At 66.5% G+C, this 16535-nt stretch carries 14 protein-coding genes and 1 pseudogene; 7 read left to right on the top strand and 8 right to left on the bottom strand.

Features of this window, described 5'->3' with window-relative positions; all coding sequences use genetic code 11:
• Nucleotides 1–92: 92 nt before the first annotated feature.
• Together THSYN_RS14165 and THSYN_RS14160 are read right to left on the bottom strand one after the other, a co-directional pair.
• Nucleotides 93–311: a hypothetical protein gene (locus THSYN_RS14165; RefSeq protein WP_100919709.1), complete on the bottom strand. Its 219-nt coding sequence runs from the start codon at nt 309–311 to the stop codon at nt 93–95.
• A 74-nt stretch (nt 312–385) separates the two neighbouring features.
• Nucleotides 386–652, bottom strand: coding sequence for a hypothetical protein (locus THSYN_RS14160; RefSeq protein ID WP_216644763.1), 267 nt, complete (start codon nt 650–652; stop codon nt 386–388).
• Nucleotides 653–912: 260 nt separating this feature from the next.
• On the opposite strand from THSYN_RS14160, the gene THSYN_RS14155 reads away from it, so the two are divergent.
• Together THSYN_RS14155 and THSYN_RS14150 are read left to right on the top strand one after the other, a co-directional pair.
• Complete coding sequence (locus tag THSYN_RS14155) at nt 913–2664, top strand: ABC transporter ATP-binding protein/permease (RefSeq protein WP_236848902.1); 1752 nt, start codon at nt 913–915, stop codon at nt 2662–2664.
• A gap of 436 nt (nt 2665–3100) precedes the next feature.
• Complete coding sequence (locus tag THSYN_RS14150; RefSeq protein WP_100919707.1) at nt 3101–3259, top strand: DUF3309 family protein; 159 nt, start codon at nt 3101–3103, stop codon at nt 3257–3259.
• A gap of 8 nt (nt 3260–3267) precedes the next feature.
• Here THSYN_RS14150 and pssA read toward each other — a convergent pair whose 3' ends face one another.
• The 3 genes and pseudogenes from pssA to THSYN_RS37290 form a co-directional block, all read right to left on the bottom strand.
• Nucleotides 3268–4032 carry a CDP-diacylglycerol--serine O-phosphatidyltransferase gene (pssA, locus tag THSYN_RS14145; protein WP_100919706.1) on the bottom strand — a complete coding sequence of 255 codons (765 nt, stop codon included), beginning with the start codon at nt 4030–4032 and terminating at the stop codon, nt 3268–3270.
• Between the two features lie 162 nt (nt 4033–4194).
• Entirely contained in the window at nt 4195–6333 is a 2139-nt protein-coding gene (locus THSYN_RS37295) for a WD40 repeat domain-containing protein (RefSeq protein ID WP_418219938.1), read from the bottom strand.
• Nucleotides 6334–6426: 93 nt separating this feature from the next.
• Nucleotides 6427–9261: pseudogene (locus THSYN_RS37290) on the bottom strand (nSTAND1 domain-containing NTPase); the annotation flags it as partial.
• Nucleotides 9262–9365: 104 nt separating this feature from the next.
• Between THSYN_RS37290 and THSYN_RS14130 the strand changes: the two are divergent.
• From THSYN_RS14130 to THSYN_RS14115, 4 genes are read left to right on the top strand one after another with little or no spacing between them, the layout of a single operon-like run.
• Complete coding sequence (locus THSYN_RS14130; protein ID WP_100922432.1) at nt 9366–9674, top strand: formylglycine-generating enzyme family protein; 309 nt, start codon at nt 9366–9368, stop codon at nt 9672–9674.
• A complete protein-coding gene (locus tag THSYN_RS37285; RefSeq protein WP_100919703.1) occupies nt 9610–9924 on the top strand; it encodes an SUMF1/EgtB/PvdO family nonheme iron enzyme in 315 nt (104 codons plus the stop codon). The genes THSYN_RS14130 and THSYN_RS37285 overlap by 65 nt, the downstream gene beginning before the upstream one ends.
• Nucleotides 9925–9934: 10 nt before the next feature.
• Complete coding sequence (locus tag THSYN_RS14120; RefSeq protein WP_418219923.1) at nt 9935–10210, top strand: BrnT family toxin; 276 nt, start codon at nt 9935–9937, stop codon at nt 10208–10210.
• Nucleotides 10194–10484 (top strand): BrnA antitoxin family protein, encoded by a 291-nt coding sequence (locus tag THSYN_RS14115; protein ID WP_100919702.1) that lies wholly within the window; start codon nt 10194–10196, stop codon nt 10482–10484. Before THSYN_RS14120 ends, THSYN_RS14115 begins: the two co-directional genes overlap by 17 nt.
• Before the next feature lie 82 nt (nt 10485–10566).
• Here THSYN_RS14115 and THSYN_RS14110 read toward each other — a convergent pair whose 3' ends face one another.
• Complete coding sequence (locus tag THSYN_RS14110; RefSeq protein ID WP_216644762.1) at nt 10567–11691, bottom strand: LBF_2804 family protein; 1125 nt, start codon at nt 11689–11691, stop codon at nt 10567–10569.
• A gap of 286 nt (nt 11692–11977) precedes the next feature.
• Entirely contained in the window at nt 11978–14170 is a 2193-nt protein-coding gene (locus THSYN_RS14105; protein WP_100919700.1) for an alpha-amylase family glycosyl hydrolase, read from the bottom strand.
• Between the two features lie 304 nt (nt 14171–14474).
• On the opposite strand from THSYN_RS14105, the gene THSYN_RS14100 reads away from it, so the two are divergent.
• Nucleotides 14475–15449, top strand: a complete 975-nt coding sequence (locus THSYN_RS14100) for a M28 family metallopeptidase (protein ID WP_157817660.1) — start codon at nt 14475–14477, stop codon at nt 15447–15449.
• A 3-nt stretch (nt 15450–15452) separates the two neighbouring features.
• Here THSYN_RS14100 and cobT read toward each other — a convergent pair whose 3' ends face one another.
• Nucleotides 15453–16505 carry a nicotinate-nucleotide--dimethylbenzimidazole phosphoribosyltransferase gene (gene cobT, locus THSYN_RS14095; RefSeq protein ID WP_100919698.1) on the bottom strand — a complete coding sequence of 351 codons (1053 nt, stop codon included), beginning with the start codon at nt 16503–16505 and terminating at the stop codon, nt 15453–15455.
• Between the last annotated feature and the right edge of the window lie 30 nt (nt 16506–16535).

The raw sequence follows: 16535 nt of genomic DNA, 5'->3' as shown, positions 1-16535 counted from the left end.
TGATGATCAGGGCGATGGCGACGATTTTCGGTGCGTTCAGCGTCGTTCTCCGCAAGACCCGAGGTTGTTTCGGCGCTCGCCATCCCATCCCATCAAGCGCTCTTGGGTATCACCAGCAACAACAGGCCCGCGGCAATGGCGGCCGCGCCGGCCCACACCGGGATATTGATGGTCTGCTGATCGCTGACCGTCAGCTCCAGCGGCCCGATCTGGGCTTGTTGCGTCTCCTTGGTATAGCTGAAACGGCCATACGCCAGTCCCAGGGCGCCGGCGACGATCAGCGCGACTGCTACCAATTTCATTGCGTTCATTGCGTTCTCTCTCTCACAGGTTTAGTGGCCCGCTACCGCGTCGCGAGTGCGGCGTCGTACCGGGGTTGAGCCTTTCAGCGCGGGCTTTGTTGCGGCGCCGGCCCGTTGGCCCGCTCGATCGCAGCCCCGGCCTGCGCTTCGGCCTGGTCGCGGGCCTGGCGGTTGGGTTCGGTACGATTGGCGTGATACCTGGCATCCGCGGCGGTGGCCTCGTCCACCTTCAACTGCTTGTACTGGTCGGCGCTGTCACTCGGCACCTGATCCACCACGAGCTGCGCGCAGAGCACGCCCGACAAAGCGATGGCGATCGCCCCGGCCCCGCTAATGATCGAATATTTCATGGACATGTCTTGATATCTCCAGGATTTGGGAGGCGATAGCGGCGGCCGGCGCTCAGGGGACGGCGACCAATTGCTTGGCGTCGCGAGAGCGGGGTACCGCCATCGTCTTGAGAATAGGCGAAAGGACCAGGCCCGTCGGTGCGGTAACAGACAGAGCGCGCGGCGCCTTGGCACTAGACTGCACGGTAATCTTGGCGTGAGCAACTGCCGGACTCAGGTCGATCTGACCTCTTCTCACCGCCTTATGCCCCCGAGCAGCAATGGTCAAAGCTACCGATCAGAACGCAGAGAGACAGGGGTCTGACCGCGGACTCGTGCGGCAGTTGTGGATCATCTCCAAGGCGTTCTTTTTCGGCTCGCAGATCCGCTACAAGGCGCTTGTTTTCGTCGTCATTCTGCTCGCCTTGGCCCTGTCGGTCGGCGGCGTGCAGGTGCTCATGAGCTATGTGGCGAGATACTTCATGACCGCCATCGCCGACAAGGATGTGCCGGCCTACCGGCAATGGCTCTGGTGGTATCTCGGCACCTTCGTGCTGGCTATCCCGCTGGGGGTCTATTACCGGTGGACGGAGGAGCGCCTCGCCCTGCTGTGGCGGGAATGGATGGCACAACACCTGATCCGACGCTATTTCAACAACCGTGCCTACTACCGGTTGCGCGGGTCATCGAGCATCGACAACCCGGACCAGCGTATCAGTGAGGATGTGCGCAACTTTACCGGTACCTCCTTGTCCTTCCTGCTCATCACCCTCAACGCCACGGTAACCTTGATCGCCTTCGTCGGCGTGCTGTGGTCGATCTCTGCAACCCTGGTGGGCGTGCTGTTGTGTTATGCCATCGCGGGCACCGGCTTCAGCATCCTGATCGGCCGGCGCCTGATCGGGCTGAATTATTTGCAGTATCAGAAGGAAGCAGATTTCCGCTATGGCCTGGTGCGGGTTCGCGATAACGCCGAATCCATCGCCTTCTATCGCGGAGAGGGGCGCGAACAGCGCGACCTGGTGGGGCGTCTGGGGGCGGCGGTCCTGAACATGCTGAGTATTATCGGCTGGAATCGCAACCTGGCATTCTTCGTCACCGGCTACAACTATGCCGCCATCATCCTGCCGGTGGTGATCGTGGCGCCCTTATTCATGGCCGGGAAGGTCGAGTTCGGCGTCGTCACCCAGTCGGCCGGGGCCTTCGCCCAGGTGCTGGCGGCTGTCTCATTGATCATTACCCAGTTTGAACGCTTGAGCGCCTACCTGGCGGGCGTCCGGCGGCTTGGCATGTTATGGGACGAGCTGGATGAGTTCGACGCCGATGAGGAGCGCGCGGCGCCGGCGGGCGACCCGGCACCCGCGGACGACGGCCGCATGGTAAAGCTGGACAATCTCACGGTGCGCACCCCGGATGACGCAAAGACCCTGGTGATCGGACTCTCCCTGGAACTGCGCCGCCGTCAGAGCCTGCTGATCATGGGCGCCAGCGGCACGGGCAAAAGCTCGGTGCTGCGCACCATCGCCGGGCTCTGGCCTATCGGCTCCGGTACGATCGAACGCCCGCCGCTGCGCGACATGATGTTCCTCCCCCAGCGCCCCTACATGATCGACGGCAATCTGCGCGATCAGTTGCTCTATCCCTATCCCGCCAGCGACCTCAGCGACGAACAGATCATCGCGGTGGTAGGCAAGGTCAATCTGGCGGACGTGCTGGAGCGCGTCGACAGTGATCTGGGGCGCGTGCTGGACTGGACCAACGTACTCTCGATCGGGGAGCAGCAGCGCGTGGCCTTCGCGCGACTCTTCCTCCACGGCCCCGCCTTTGCCTTCCTGGACGAGGCCACCAGTGCACTCGATGAAGACAATCAGGAGCGGTTTTATTCAATGCTCAAGGACTCCGGTATCGGCTTCATCAGCGTCGGCCACCGCACCACCTTGATCCAATATCATGATCGCGTCCTGCGGCTGGATCGGTCGGGAACCTGGGACATCACCCAGCCATCGCGGCCGTACGGGTGTTGCCGGAGTTAGTGACGAGTCAAGAACAAGTTAAACACAGACGCAATCGTTGTCGTTGTCGTAATCGAAGAAGCGATGCGATTTGGGGTGGGAGGGAATCCGGGGCGCGATGGTAACCTTGATGACGACAACGACAACGACAACGACAACGACGCCAAGAGCAGTCTCTGCTGGACTTGTTTAACCTATCAGTGAACCGTTGTTTATGATCAAGGCCCAGGCTATGTACGCCAACGCACCGAACGGCACGACGATCGGGGCTAGACTCGGGTGTAATGGAGCAGGTGCGAACCGACCCGCGGCTACTCCATCGAAAGCCCTGTCGGCCGGGTCTTGGCCCTGAGCCAATACCCGATGACAGCGGCGGTCCGCGCCTGCCAACCCACCGGTCAGGCGCGCGCGGCGCAGTTCCCACCCTTGACCCACTGCCCCAATCCGGAGAAACACCATGTCACTCGGTACCATTCTGGTCGTCGTTCTGATTCTGATCCTGCTGGGGGTCCTGCCGACCTGGCCCCATAGCCAATCCTGGGGCTATGCCCCCAGCGGCGGGGTCGGGCTGGTCCTGTTGATCCTGCTGATCCTGGTCTTACTGGGCAAGCTCTAAGCGCAACCCTAGACCCCGCCGCCGGTCCGGCCCCGGCGCCGGGAGGCGCGCCGGTCGCGCAGGCTGATCAGGGTCCAGACCGGGCCCGAGATGGCGTAGCCCAGGAAGCCCAGGAACAGGACGATCGGCGGTTGGATCAGGATCAGGGCGACTCCGAGCATCACCGCCACGGCCAGCATGAAGGGCACCCGCCCATGCAGATCGAGTTGCTTGAAGCTGTAATACCTGAAGTTACTGACCATGAGCAACCCGGCCCCCGCGGTCACGGCCGCGGCGATCCAGGAGACGTAGGACGGGTCTATCCCCTGATCCGCCCCGATCCAGACCCCGCCCGCCACCAGGGCCGCCGCCGACGGGCTGGGTAGGCCCTGGAAAAAGCGCTTGTCGGCCGTGCCCACCTGGGTGTTGAAGCGCGCCAGACGTAGGGCCGCCGCCGCGCAGTAGACGAAGGCGACCAGCCAGCCCAGCTTGCCGAGCCCGCCCAGGGCCCAGTGATAGGCCACCAGCGCCGGCGCCACGCCGAAGGCGACCATGTCCGAGAGGCTGTCGTACTCGGCCCCGAAGGCGGTCTGGGTGTGGGTCATGCGCGCCACCCGCCCGTCGAACCCGTCCAGCAGCATGGCCGCGAAGATGGCGATGGACGACGCCTCGAAGCGCCCTTGCGTCGCCGCCAGGATGGCGTAGAACCCGGCGAAGAGGGCCGCGGTCGTGAACAGATTGGGCAGCAGATAGATGCCGCGGGGACGTTTGCGGGGGACTGGGGGTTGTTCCATGGGGGCTACTGCGGGATGTCGGGACATGGGCGCGAGTATAAGCCCGCGGCGCGGGCCGCGCCCCCGGAACGCTCGCCGGGTACGAGAAAAGCACCGCCCCGCGCCCATGATTTCAGGGTTGGGTTGTCGGCAGCTTCCAACGACCAGCCTTGACGTCCCGGGCTAGTGCATCGCGGGCGGCGGGTCGGCATAAGGAAGGCGGTAGAGCGCGAGGCGCCCCATGGTCAGCGGCACCGCGATCCAGCAGGTGCGCTGGTTTTGGGTGCAGCGGAAGTCGAAGTCCCAGAGCGGACCTGGGTCGAGATTCTCGGCCGGCAGATGCAGGGTGAACAGGGCCGCATCGGTCTTCAGGTCCCAGACGCGCAGCGTCCTATCGGCGCTCACGGTGGCGAGCAGACCGCCGTCCGGGCTGTAGATGGCCCGGTAGACGGTATCCTGGTGGCCGCGGAGTCGGCGCGAATGCATGGGGCGGTCCGCGGCGTCCAGGTCGATGAGGGTGACATTGGAGCCGCGTCCGACCGCGGCGATCTGGCGGCCATCGGGGTTGAGGGTGGCCCAGAGGGGCTTGTCCGCAAAGGTGGCGATGGGTTGACCCTTGACGAGCCGCCGGCCGTCCAGGTGCCAGAGTTGGACGGTACGCTCCTCCAGATTCGCCGTGACGACGCGCGTGCCCGAGCCGTCGATCTGGACCGACTCGAACTGCCCAGGCTCATCGACCGGGTAGAACTCGCCGGTCCCGCTCGCTACGTCGAAGATGCCCACCTGACGATCATCGCTCGCCGTGACGAGCCGGCGTCCGTCCGGTGAGAACGCAACCGCGCGGACCGCACCTTGATGGTCCTTCATCGGGCGGTCCAAGGGCTTGATCTGGGCATCGCCGGATGCGCCGACGATTGCCCAGAGACGGACGCGATGATCGTCACCGGCAATCGCCAGGATTCGGCCGTCCGGACTCAATGCAAAGCTGCTGAACGCGCCGCCGAGTGTGGGCCGCAGCAGAGTCACTTGGGGGGCGGGGCCTTGTGTCGCCGCGACATTCCGGGGCATCAGATGCGCGGGCTGTTCCAACCCTCTCGGCTCCGGCATTCCCTCGGGGGGGTTATCGGGCGGCTCGATCCGCCCGAGCCGCTCCTTTGCGCTCTGTAGATCCTTATTAGCGCCCGCCGAGAAGCCGGACACGTTAGAACGCGGGGGCCGCCGAGGATGTTCCGACCGCTCCGACTCCGCCGCCCTCTTCGCCTTCAGCGTCATGCGCGCCGCCTCCGCCTTCCGCGCATCCCGCTCCGGCCCCCCCGCCTTCTGCTCCGCCTCCAGCGCCATGCGCGCCCGCACCCGCGCATCCTCCGCCGTGCGCGCCCTCACCCGCGCCTCCTCCACGCCCCGCGCATCCCGCTCCGGCCCAAGAACCCACGATTGAGCCAATGCCGTATTCACGGGTGCGATGACACCAAGGAGCGACGTAGCCAATGAGGGCCACCGCAGGCTGTCGATCACCCGGCTGGCTTCGCCTTTCGGCGCGGACCCACTGGCGGTATCCGACGATGAGTCGGCGACGTCGGCGGTATCGCGGGACCCCGGCCCCGGCAAGGCATAGGCGCGGATGGAGCCCTCCGCCAGGCCCACCAGGACCAAGCCCCGGTCAGGGTCCAAGGCCACCGACCAGGGCACGGCGTCGTCCAGGTCCCAGGCCCATTGGTCGGGTAGCCCCAAGGGCCAGCGCTGGACGGTGCCGTCATTGGAGGCGGTGTAGAAGACCCCATCGTGCAACACAATGGGCCCGATGCCGGCGTCGTGTCCCTGATAGACCCGCAGTGTCGTGCCGGTCGGCGTGTCCCAAACCTTGACGCTCTGGTCTTTGTCGACCGCGATCAGGCGCTGGTCCGAACCATCGAATACGAGGCTGGAGACGTCCGTGTCCTGCGCCTTGAGTACCCGGACCGTCTTGCCGGTAACGGTGTCGGCCAGCACGATCAGACCGTCCTCCCCGTCGCTGGCAACCAGAGCCCCGCCAGGACTGATCGCGACACCGCCAGTGGCCAGACCGGACAGGGCCGGGCTATGCTCCCCGGCCAAGAGTCGCTCCTTGCGGGTCGCGGTGTCCCAAATGCCGACCTTGCCGTTGCGTCCCTCACTCACCAGCCGAACGCCATCGGAAAACCATGCGAGGTTCGTACCCAGCGCGACCGCGCTGCTTTCACCAACCAACTCGCCGAGCACCGCACCGGAGGCCGTCGACCACAGGGTGATCCCAGCGCCCTGACCGGCGCTGGCGAGGACCTCACCCTTTGGGCTCAGGGCCATGGATCGCACGCCGTCCCGGGTCTTCCCAAGCTCCTGCGGCTGCCAATCCGGCACGGACCAGGCAAGGATGCGGCCGTCCTCGCCGGCACTGTAGAGACGCCCCCCGTCCGGCGAGAACGCGACCGCCGTCACGGCACCAACGGCCCCGGCCGCCGGGTCATGGGTCGCCAGAGGCGCGGGCTGCTCGCCGCCCGTCCTATCGAAGGCCACCAGGGTGCCGCGCTCCCCGCCAGCCGCGAGCCAATGCCCATCGGGGCTGACAGCCAGTGCCATCAGGGCCGCCCCTGGCCCCCGATAGACCTGATCCGACACACCGCGATACAGGTTCACCAGGCCCGCCAGCAGGTTGCGGGCGTGGCGGCGATCGGGACGGATGGCTGGGTCGAGGTCGGCGCTCTGTCCGAGCACCCGCCAGGCCCCGGCGTAGTCCTCCTCCCGGGCGAGGAGCGCAGCCTGAGTAAGGCGCGCCTCGAACAGGTCCTCCTTGCTCGTCTGGGCGGCGGCCTGGGCTTGGTTGCGCGCGGCTTGGGCCTGGTCACGCGCCGCGGAAATGAGGTAGCCGAGCCAAATCGAGACGACGAGGCCAATCGAGGTCAGGGCGGCGGCCAGCCGGGTCCGTTTGAGACGGGTCCGCTGGCGATCCTCGTGCGCCTGTAGCTCGGCTCGACGTTGCGCCTCCCGACGCGCGGCTTCCTCCCAGAACTCCCGCTCCTGCCGCTCCTGTTCGGCTGTACGCTCCTGGTCCCGTCGCTGAACGGCCGTATCGATAAATGACTGCGTCACTGGGTCCAGCAGCCCCGGATTGGCCGCGCGCTGCTCCAAGGCGACGGCGAGACGGGCGCCGCGGGGCAGGCGCTCGGGGTCCTGGTCACCGTCCGGGCCACCCCAGTCCTGAGCCTCGGGCTGGATGCGGCGCAGCCAGGTCTGAAAGGCCCGGTCACGGTCCAGCCAGTCGCGCAGCCGCGGCCAGTGGCGGATCAGCGCTTCGTGTGCAACCTCGACCGTTGGGATAGTGAGTGCCTCCGGCGGGGCCGCCGCGCCCTCCCCTTCACCGGCAGCGCCCGCACCGTCGCCAGTCGCCACTCGGCGGGCCTGGAGTGCGGAACTGACCGCCAACCGGGCATCGGCGAGCCGGACCAGGGTGCGGGCGATCAGTTCGGCTGGATAGCGGTCATTGACCAAATCGGCTTGAACGACGCGGCGGCGGGTGTCTTCGGTGCCTTCGCCCATGCGGGTGAGCTGCACCAATATCCAGCGCACGGCGGCCTGCTCTTGCATCGACAGCGTCGCGAACAGCGCGTCGGCGCGCCGCGCCAGGGTCCCATGGAGGCCGCCCAGGGCCTGGTAGCCGGCCAGGGTCAGGCGTTGGTCGGGGCGGTCACGCTCGCGAGTCCATAGCTCGGTGAGACAGTCCTCCAGCAGCGGCAGGTGGCCGGGGGCGTCGCGGACGTCGGCGAGCAGCGCGCCGAGCAGGTTCGGGTCCACGGTGAGGCCCACCCGTTACGCGGGGGCACAGATGGCCTGGGTCAGTTCGGTGCCGTCCATCGGCTGGACGATGACTTGTCCGCCCTGGATACGGCGGGCCAGCCCCGAATAGTCCTGCTCCGCGCACTTGGCGTAGAAGTCCGCCCGCAGGGTGAGGATGAGCGTCAACCGCCCCTGGCTCAGGTCCAGGGCGTCGAGCAGGGTGGCAAGGAAGGGCGCGACGACCGCGGGCGGGCTCTGGGTGAACAGTTCCTCGAATTGGTCGATCAGCAGGATCAGGCGGGTGCCGGGCGGGTCGGCAGTCAGACCATCGACCAGTGTGACAAGCTGTTGCGCTGTGCCGCAACGACCCACGGCGATGGCGGCGGCGCGATCCGCGGCGGTCTGCTCGATCAGGGCGGCGGCCAGATTCACAAAGGGATCGGCGCCCGGCACCATGATGACCTGTGGCCAGTCCCGGCTGCCGCCGACACGCTGGCCGAGCCGCAACTGGTGCAGCAGGCCGGCCCGCACCACCGAGGACTTGCCGCTGCCGGAGACCCCGACCAGGGCGAGGAAGGCACCGGTGCGCAGCCGCTCCAGCAACTCGTCGGTAAGCCGGGTGCGGCCGAAGAAGTCGTCCGGGTCTTCGTTGTCACGCTGAAAGAAGGCCAGCCCTTTGTAGGGGCAGCGACCGCTGGCGGCGGCCACCGGCGCCGACCGGGCCGCAGCGCGGGTGAGTACGATGGGCTCGCCGGAATTGGCGATCAGGGGGTGCTGGGGCTCCGCCGCCAGGGCGCGCTGGACGCGCTCGGCCAGGGTCAGGTTGGTGACCCGACCGTCCGGGGTCCCGGCGGGGTCCAGGGCGCGCAGCAGGGCGCCGGTGAGGACGCCATGCCGGGGGCGTTCCGCCGTGCTGCGCGCAAACTCCTCGTAGGCATATTCAAAGGGGCGGGAGGCGGCGATCAGACAGCGTGTGCCGCGACCGGGGTCTACCTGTTGGAAATCGAGCAGGGCGCCACTGTGGCAGGTATCGAGCCAGACGATCTGATTGGGTACCGGGCTGGCGGCGAGGATGCGGTGCAACCACAGCAGGGACAGCACCCAGTTACCCCGCGCCGCGTCGGTGTCACTCGCGGCCAGAAAGCTCTCCGGGACGCCTGCCTCTTTGCGCAAACCATGCCCGGCGACAAACAGCAGTGCCGTATCCGGCGCGCCGCCGCCAATCGGCAGGAACAGGTCGCAAATCGCCCGCTCCAGTTGCACCGCCGTGACCCGACCCTCGGGATCGACACAAAGACCGCTGCGATCCGGGCTGATCCGCTCCGGTAGGCGGCTGATTTTCCGGAATTCGCCGAACTCGGATAAGCGCTGTGCGATGGCCTGCGCATCCGCCGCGGGCAGGTACAGGGGCGCAGCCGCGTCGTAACAGTTGATACCGACGATGAGGGCGTGGGTGGCCATGGCATGGGCACCTTCAGCCCATCAACGATTCTGGAGCACAGTTGGGCCTCCTTCCTCGGCCCGACGTGCGGCGAATACTCTCACAATCTCTCCGCTAGGGCACGCTGGTCCTGACAGGTCTTTTCAGCCGGAACGACTGGCGCACGGCCTTCCAGCCCGGCAAGGAGCGGCACCCGGTCGTCTATTGCTCCTGGGAGGATGCCGACGCCTATGCCCAGCGGTGCGGCAAACGCCTGCCCACCGAGGCCGAGTGGGAGAAGGCGGCACGGGCACCAACGGGCGGCGCGCCCCCGGGGCGAGCGCTGGGACGGGACCCGCTGCAACCTCGGCGGTCGCGGCACACCCCCGGTGGGCACCTACCCCGCAGGCGAGAGTCCCTCTGGCCGTCACGACATGGCAGGCAATGTCTATGAATGGGTCGCCGACTGGTACAACGCCGGCAGACCCGCAAGCGGGCACAAGACCGGCTTAAACCTCGACCGCCTGGGCGCCCACGCCCGCACTGGAGGTCGAGGTTTCAGCCGGACGGGAGCGCCGCCGGCGCATGGGGAATTCCTCGTCCTCAAGCTCCGCTTGGGGACCAGGGGCGGCAGAAGGTGGCGCTGTCCTTGCCTCGCAGGCGGAGATTCCGTAATGTCGCCGGCACGACGCACGCCCCACTGAACCGCTCGGCATGTCCATGAAGATCACCTTCGACCCTGCCAAGGACGCCAAGAACATCGCCAAACGCGGTTTGTCGCTGACGCTGGCGGAGGCGCTCGAATGGGATCTGCTCCGGGCCGAGGAGGATACACGTGAGACCTATGGCGAAATTCGCATGGTCGGCTTTGCGCCTATCGGGCGGACAGTCTATTGCGTGGTGTTCGTGGAAGATGAGGATGTCTATCGTATCATCAGCTTGCGCAAGGCCCTGCCGAAAGAGGTGAGAGATTATGCACGTAAGATCTAGAACCGGACGCATCTTCGATCTGCCGACGCCGCACGAAGAGACTGAGATTCGCGCGGGCATGGTGGACGATCCAGACGTTTGCGAGTTGTCGGACGAAGAACTCCAGCGCCTGCACCCCATGAGTCATCCGCAGCCAGAGTCGACCAAGCAATCCGTCTCCGTCCGCCTCTCCGAGGAGGTGGTGACTTATTTCAAGGCGACAGGTAAAGGATGGCAGACGCGTATGGACGAGGTACTGAAAGACTATGTGAGATCCGTACAGCGTCAGGGATGAAGAAGGGAAGCATTGGAGTAACTGACGCCGTCGGCGGCGGACTTTTCTGAACGGCTGGAGCAAATGACCGGTCGCTGAGCACTCACCCCGGCTGAAAATCCAAGGTACAAAGCGCCTTCGCGGCGTGCAGTTGCCCGGCCGCCAGCATCCGCGTCAAGCGGTTGGTGCGCAGCATATAGATGTCGGTCAACTCCTTGAAGGCTTCCGGCAGATGGTGTTTCTCCAGACGCGAGACCTGACCATCGAAGGCCGCGGCGACGCTGAGGAGATCCAGCAGGAAGTACCGTTCCGTGGCGGACACCCGATCGAGCAGGGCCAGAAAATCATCCCAGTTGTCGTATCCATGACCTTCCCTGATGTTGAAGGCCGTGCAGAGTCTGATGATCAGGACCAGAAGATTGGGATGATAATGTTGCGACAGCACCATCATGGTGGCGACCGCCCTGACCGCGCCCTCACGCGCGGCCGGGCTCAACCGTGCCAGCCGGTCGTCGGTCAGAATCGCGGTGACGATATGCTCGGTCAGCTTGAGCCCGAATAGCCGCAGCCGCGCATCGCGCGCGACCCGGAGGAGGGTGACGGCGTCCCACAGGCCGGTGATCGGAATGGCCACCCAATTGAACGCCGTGCGCGACCCGCCCTTGCCGACCATGCGCAGCAACAGGAACTTGACTACCAGGCTGCTCAGTATGACCTTGAGCTTGTAGAGGGCGGCGACCAGGAAGAGCCGCGATTTCGACAGGTGCTTGAGCGGGTCGATCCCGAGATAATGAATCACCGGGTCCGGCACCTCCAGCGCGGCCCGGGCCAGGATATTGGGCACAGAATCATTGACGGGCAGAAAATAATCCTCGACTGCCTGATGCTGGCCGGTCAGGCACGCCAGACTGTAGACCGTCTTGAGGCCCAGCCAATACAGCGCGGCCACTTCGATGACCAACATGGCGGTCAGCACACCGCCGTACAGCAGCCAATAGGGCACTGCCGCCATGGACTCTCTATAGGTCGCATCGACCCAGATCGTGGCAAAGGTGGTCAGGGCGCCGACGGCGAAGGCGATGATTACGGCGAAGGTCGTGATATTGCCGGCCAGGGCCTGCAGCGTCGCATCATCGGGTAATTCGTCGATGGTGACGTTGCGCAGCGCGGCGGTGCCGGCGGTGCGGCCGAGATAGCGATAGTATTTCACTCCCAGCTGTTCGAGCATCCCCGGCGCCTGGCTTCTCTCGGCCAACGCCTTTCTGATTTGTCGGATCGATAGTTTCATTGATGTAATCGGCTCTCGATGGCGCCCCCGTCCGGCCGACTGGGACCCGGTGGGAGCGGCTTCAGCCGCGACGCGACCTCGCAAGCGGACTTGGCCTCGCCTTCCGGCTCCCGCGTGGGAGCCAGTGCGGGCGCTCCGCGTCCAGTGCCAAGACCGGACGCGGAGCGCCCGCACGGCATTCCCACGCGGAGCGTGGGAACGAGAAGAGGCTCAACTTGGGGCGACCCTACCGCAGATAGGCGCCGTCCTCGCCCACCTTGCCGGGACCGTCGAGGACATAGATGCCGGCAGAGTTGGCGCGCACGCTGAAGCTCAGGTGCCCGCCGCTGACCTGGACCTCGCGGCCGGTCACGGCGTCACGGTAGGTGCCGTCGCGCACGCCGCCGACGCTGATCTGCTGATCGGAGCCGATGGCAAGACCAATGACGGCATAGTCACCCTGGTCAGAGAGATCACGCACGAAGCTCATGCCGCTGCCCCACTCCGCGACCTGGGTCATAGGGGCCTGCTGCAGGGCGGGCACGGCGCGGCGGATCTGGTTCAGACGCCGGATGTGCTGGTAGAGCGGATGGGCCTGGGTGGCGCCGATGGCCTCCGCGGTCAGGTGGTCGCCGAAATAGGCGCGCCCGGTCTGGTCCAGGGTGTCCCTTTCGCCCTCGACATCCTGGGGGGCGCCCTTCATGAATTCGATCTCCTCCCCATAATAGAGGCAGGGAATACCGCGCGCGGTCCAGATCAGATTATAGGCCGCCGCCGCCATCCATTGGTCGCCCTTGAAGCGGTATTTGAAGTCGTTGTCCGGGCCTACGTCGTGGTTCTGCAGGAAGGTCACCAGGCGCGTCGCATCGCCGTAGATCCAATCCATGGAGAGGATCTGGGCGGTGCCGCCATAGGTGCCCTTGCTCACCGTGTCGCGGAAGGTGGAGAAGAGCCCGAAGTCGAGTACGGAGAAACCGGAGTCACCGCCCGACGTGGGGTCGCGCGGGTCATGACCCAGGCGCGTGTACCACCAGGGCCGGATCTGGCTCGGGCCATTGTCACCGCCGCCCAAGTCCCCCCAGCCGTACCCCTTGACCAGGTTTTCACCGAAGACGAAGAGCCCCGGTTTGTGCGCCTTCCAGGCGTTGACGTATTCGAGCAGGTTGTCACGTTCCACATGCTTGACGGTGTCGATGCGCAGTGCATCCACACCCATGTCGAGATACCGATTGATGGCGCCGATGAGATAGTCCTTCACATTCTGCCGGTCCGTGGCCAGATCGATGCAGTCCCCGGCCAGGTGCTTGTGCTGGAGCGGCCAGGCGCTCTCCCAGTCGCCGCCGCAGATGAAGCCCTCCTGGTGGTACCAGTTGGGGTCCAGGTGGTTGGCATCGACACCGAAGAAGCGCCCCGGGTTGTAGCCGGGTTTGGGAACTGTTTCCCCGGTCTTGGGGTCGACCAGGGGTTCGAGGCCCTCCGGGTCGCGGGCGTGCCGCTCCCGCCACCAGTCGGGGGCCAGGGGGTTGTCGATGTCATCGCGGTTGGGCCAGGCGTAATTGCCCAGGCTGCCCTGATAGGGACCGTGATCGACCGCGCCCGGCGCCGAACCCTGGGGGCAATAGTATTTGATCGGCAGGTGGTCGATGTGGACCTGGCCGCGGATGCCATACTGGCAGGAGTGGTTGACCACCACGTCCTGGATGATTTTGAGCCCGCGGGCGTGGGCGGCGTCGATGAGATCCTGATAGGTTGCGCCGGGGGACTCCAGGCGCGGGTCGATGCGCGTCCAGTCGTAGGGGTGATAGCCGTGGTAGTCGAGCCCGGAGCGGTTTTCCACCGGCGGGGTGATCCAGATGGCTGTGAACCCTAAGTCCCGGATGTAGTCCAGGCGCTCCATCAGACCCTTGAAGTCGCCGCGCCAATGGGGATCGATCGCCTGGCCGTTGCCGTCGAAGCGGATACGGTCGCGACAGAAAAAGTTGTTGCTCGGGTCGCCGTCATAGAAGCGGGTGGTGATCAAAAAATAGATGGTCTCCGCCCGGAAGTCCGTACGCTGCGCGACCGGTGCCAACTGTTCGGGGACCGGCGGGCGCGGGCGCGGCGGCGGGGGTGGTGCGGGCGCCGCCGTGCCGGGCGCGGGCCGCTGGTCGTGCCAGTGCCCGGCGGCGTCCAGCCAACCGGTGCGCTCGCGCGTCAGGTCCGGGGTCTGGCGGCCCGCGGCGTCGGTGAACAGCAGGCGCACCGAGCGGGTCGCCGGAAAGCGATACGACCACCACCCCGGGTGCTCCGGGTCCGGGGTCATGGGGATGCCGGGCCAGGCGCTCCCTGCCCCACCCGGCGACTGGTCCCAGAAGTGGACGCGCAGCGGCTCGGCCCAACCCGCGGGGCGCTCACAGGCAACGACGAGATCGGCGGCTGGGGTTGGCTTCTTTTTCGGCATGGGGGGTCCTGGGTGTGGTGAAGGGGGAGGCACGCGGGCAGCAGCGGGCGTATTGAACTGGGCCTCGCAAGGGGCAGACCCCAGCGGCGGCGGTCGCGCCGGGGGCGCAAGACGCCGACCCGACATGATGGGGCGCCGGTGGGCGCGACTGCAACCGCCACCGTCCGGCGCAATCTGATTGACCAGAGCGCGCGCCGGACCGATGCTCCGCAAGCAGGACCGTCGGGCGGATGCCCGCAGGGCGATCCGCCACCCGCCGCCACCCGGACCATCGCCCCATCCCAAACTTCAACTGGAGTCCGCCATGCGCAAATCGCTGATCCGTCCGCCGCTCGCCCTTGGTCTCGCCTTGTTCAGCGGGTGGCTCGCGGCCAGCCCGATGACCAATCTGCTGGGGCAACTCTCGCAGTTCGACTACCAGGACTATGTCGGGAACCTGCAGGCTTTCGGCACCCGTTATTTCAACACCCAGGGTAATGTCAAGGCGACCAACTATCTCGCCGACACCCTGAACTCATTCGGCCTGAGTGTACGCCAAGACGCCTTCGACTACGGGGGCACGCGCTACAACGTGGAGGCGACCTTGCCGGGCCTGGTTACCCCCAACCAGATCTTCATCATCGGCGCCCACTTCGACTCTACCTCCAATGACCCGCAGACCAATGCCCCGGGCGCGGACGACAACGCCAGCGGCACCGCCGCCATGCTGGAGATCGCAAGCGTTCTGAGTCAGTACCAGTTCGCGTCCACCATCCGTTTCATTGGCTTCAACGCCGAGGAGCAGGGACTGATCGGCAGCAACGCCTATGCTGCCGCCGCCCAGGTCAGGGGTGACACGATCGTCGGGATGCTGAATCTGGACATGATCGCCTACACCGCCGGCCTCGCCACGCAGGACCTGGAGGTCATGGGGGATAAGTGGCTGGTGGACCGCTTCATCGCCGATGCGGCGACCTATGTGCCCGGGCTCTTGACCCAGGCCTGGTACGGCGACTATTACGGCAGCGACCATTACTACTTCCATTCAAGTCGATATCCGGGCTCGTCCTCGCTGTTTGGAATCGAGGATACCGCAACGGATATCTGGAGCAATTCCAATCCCTACTATCACAAGACCACTGACACCGCGGACCGACTGGACTACGGCTTCGCCTACAAGGTCACCCAGGCCAGCGCCGCGACCCTGGCAGACCTCGCCGGTCTGATCCCGGAGCCGCCGATCATGCTCTTGCTGCTCCCCGGGTTGCTGTTGGCGGCGCGGGGTCGGCGGGTTCACTGACAGTCAGCCCGCAACCCCCGCCTCCGCGAAGGTCGCCATCGTGTTGTGCAGTTCGCAGGCGAGGCGCACCAGGGGCAGGGCCATGGCCGCGCCGCTGCCCTCCCCCAACCGCATCCCCAGGTCGAGTAATGGCTCCGCGTCCAGGGCGGCGAGCAGGGCGCGATGACCCGGTTCCGCCGAGCCGTGGGAGAACAGCAGCCAGTCGCGCAGTCCGGGATTGATCCGGCAGGCACACAGGGCCGCCGCGGTGGCGATGAAGCCATCGACGAGGACCAGGATGCGCCCTTGGCCGCACGCGAGGTAACACCCCACCAGGGCCGCGATCTCGAAACCGCCGAGGCGCTCCAGGAGGACCAGGGGATCGCCCTGCCCTTGCGCGTGCAGGGCCAAGGCCCGGGCCACCACCTGCGCCTTGTGCCGGACACCGGCCCCGTCGAGTCCGGTCCCGGGACCCACCAGGTCGGCGGCCGGCAGTCCGAGCAAAGCACAGGCGAGCGCCGCCGCGGCGGTGGTATTGCCGATCCCCATCTCCCCGCCGATCAGAAGGCGCACGCCCTGCCCGGCGGCGCGGGCGGCGGCGGCCCGGCCGATCCCGAGGGCCCCGGCGACTTGCCCCCTGGTCATGGCCGGCCCCTGGGCCAGATTGGCGGTGCCGGGGCCGACGCCCTCACACCGCACCCCGGGTACGTCGCGCAGATCCCCCAGGGTGCCGCAGTCGATCACCTCCAGCCCCGCGCCCAGGGCCCGTGCCAGGACCGAGATGGCCGCCCCGCCGCCGGCGATATTGCGCACCATCGCCACCGTGACCGACTGGGGGTAGGCGGAGACGGCCTCCGCCACCACCCCGTGATCACCAGCAAAGAGGCAGATCTGCACCGGGTCCACCCGCGGACTCGGGCTGTCCTGGAGGGCCGCCAGGCGGATCGCCAGGGACTCCAGCCGGCCCAGCGCGCCCCGCGGCTTGGTGAGTTGGTCCTGGCGCAGCCGCGCCGCCGCGGCGGCGGCGTGCGAGGGGGCGGGACAGGGGTTGGCGAGCCAGTCGAGCGAATCGGTCATGGGCGAGTGGTCAGAGTCCGGGGGTTCGGG

It is taken from the genome of Candidatus Thiodictyon syntrophicum (assembly GCF_002813775.1).
GTDB lineage: Bacteria > Pseudomonadota > Gammaproteobacteria > Chromatiales > Chromatiaceae > Thiodictyon > Thiodictyon syntrophicum.
Note: the sequence above shows the minus strand (reverse complement) of the source record. Positions and strands in the feature narration are given on the sequence as shown.

Coding starts and splice junctions, on each gene's coding strand:
- THSYN_RS14165 (WP_100919709.1), bottom strand. CDS start 311: ATGAACGCAATGAAATTGGTAGCAGTCGCGCTGATCGTCGCCGGCGCC.
- THSYN_RS14160 (WP_216644763.1), bottom strand. CDS start 652: ATGAAATATTCGATCATTAGCGGGGCCGGGGCGATCGCCATCGCTTTG.
- THSYN_RS14155 (WP_236848902.1), top strand. CDS start 913: ATGGTCAAAGCTACCGATCAGAACGCAGAGAGACAGGGGTCTGACCGC.
- THSYN_RS14150 (WP_100919707.1), top strand. CDS start 3,101: ATGTCACTCGGTACCATTCTGGTCGTCGTTCTGATTCTGATCCTGCTG.
- pssA (WP_100919706.1), bottom strand. CDS start 4,032: ATGGAACAACCCCCAGTCCCCCGCAAACGTCCCCGCGGCATCTATCTG.
- THSYN_RS37295 (WP_418219938.1), bottom strand. CDS start 6,333: ATGGCCCTGAGCCCAAAGGGTGAGGTCCTCGCCAGCGCCGGTCAGGGC.
- THSYN_RS14120 (WP_418219923.1), top strand. CDS start 9,935: ATGTCCATGAAGATCACCTTCGACCCTGCCAAGGACGCCAAGAACATC.
- THSYN_RS14115 (WP_100919702.1), top strand. CDS start 10,194: ATGCACGTAAGATCTAGAACCGGACGCATCTTCGATCTGCCGACGCCG.
- THSYN_RS14110 (WP_216644762.1), bottom strand. CDS start 11,691: ATGCTCGAACAGCTGGGAGTGAAATACTATCGCTATCTCGGCCGCACC.
- THSYN_RS14105 (WP_100919700.1), bottom strand. CDS start 14,170: ATGCCGAAAAAGAAGCCAACCCCAGCCGCCGATCTCGTCGTTGCCTGT.
- THSYN_RS14100 (WP_157817660.1), top strand. CDS start 14,475: ATGCGCAAATCGCTGATCCGTCCGCCGCTCGCCCTTGGTCTCGCCTTG.
- cobT (WP_100919698.1), bottom strand. CDS start 16,505: ATGACCGATTCGCTCGACTGGCTCGCCAACCCCTGTCCCGCCCCCTCG.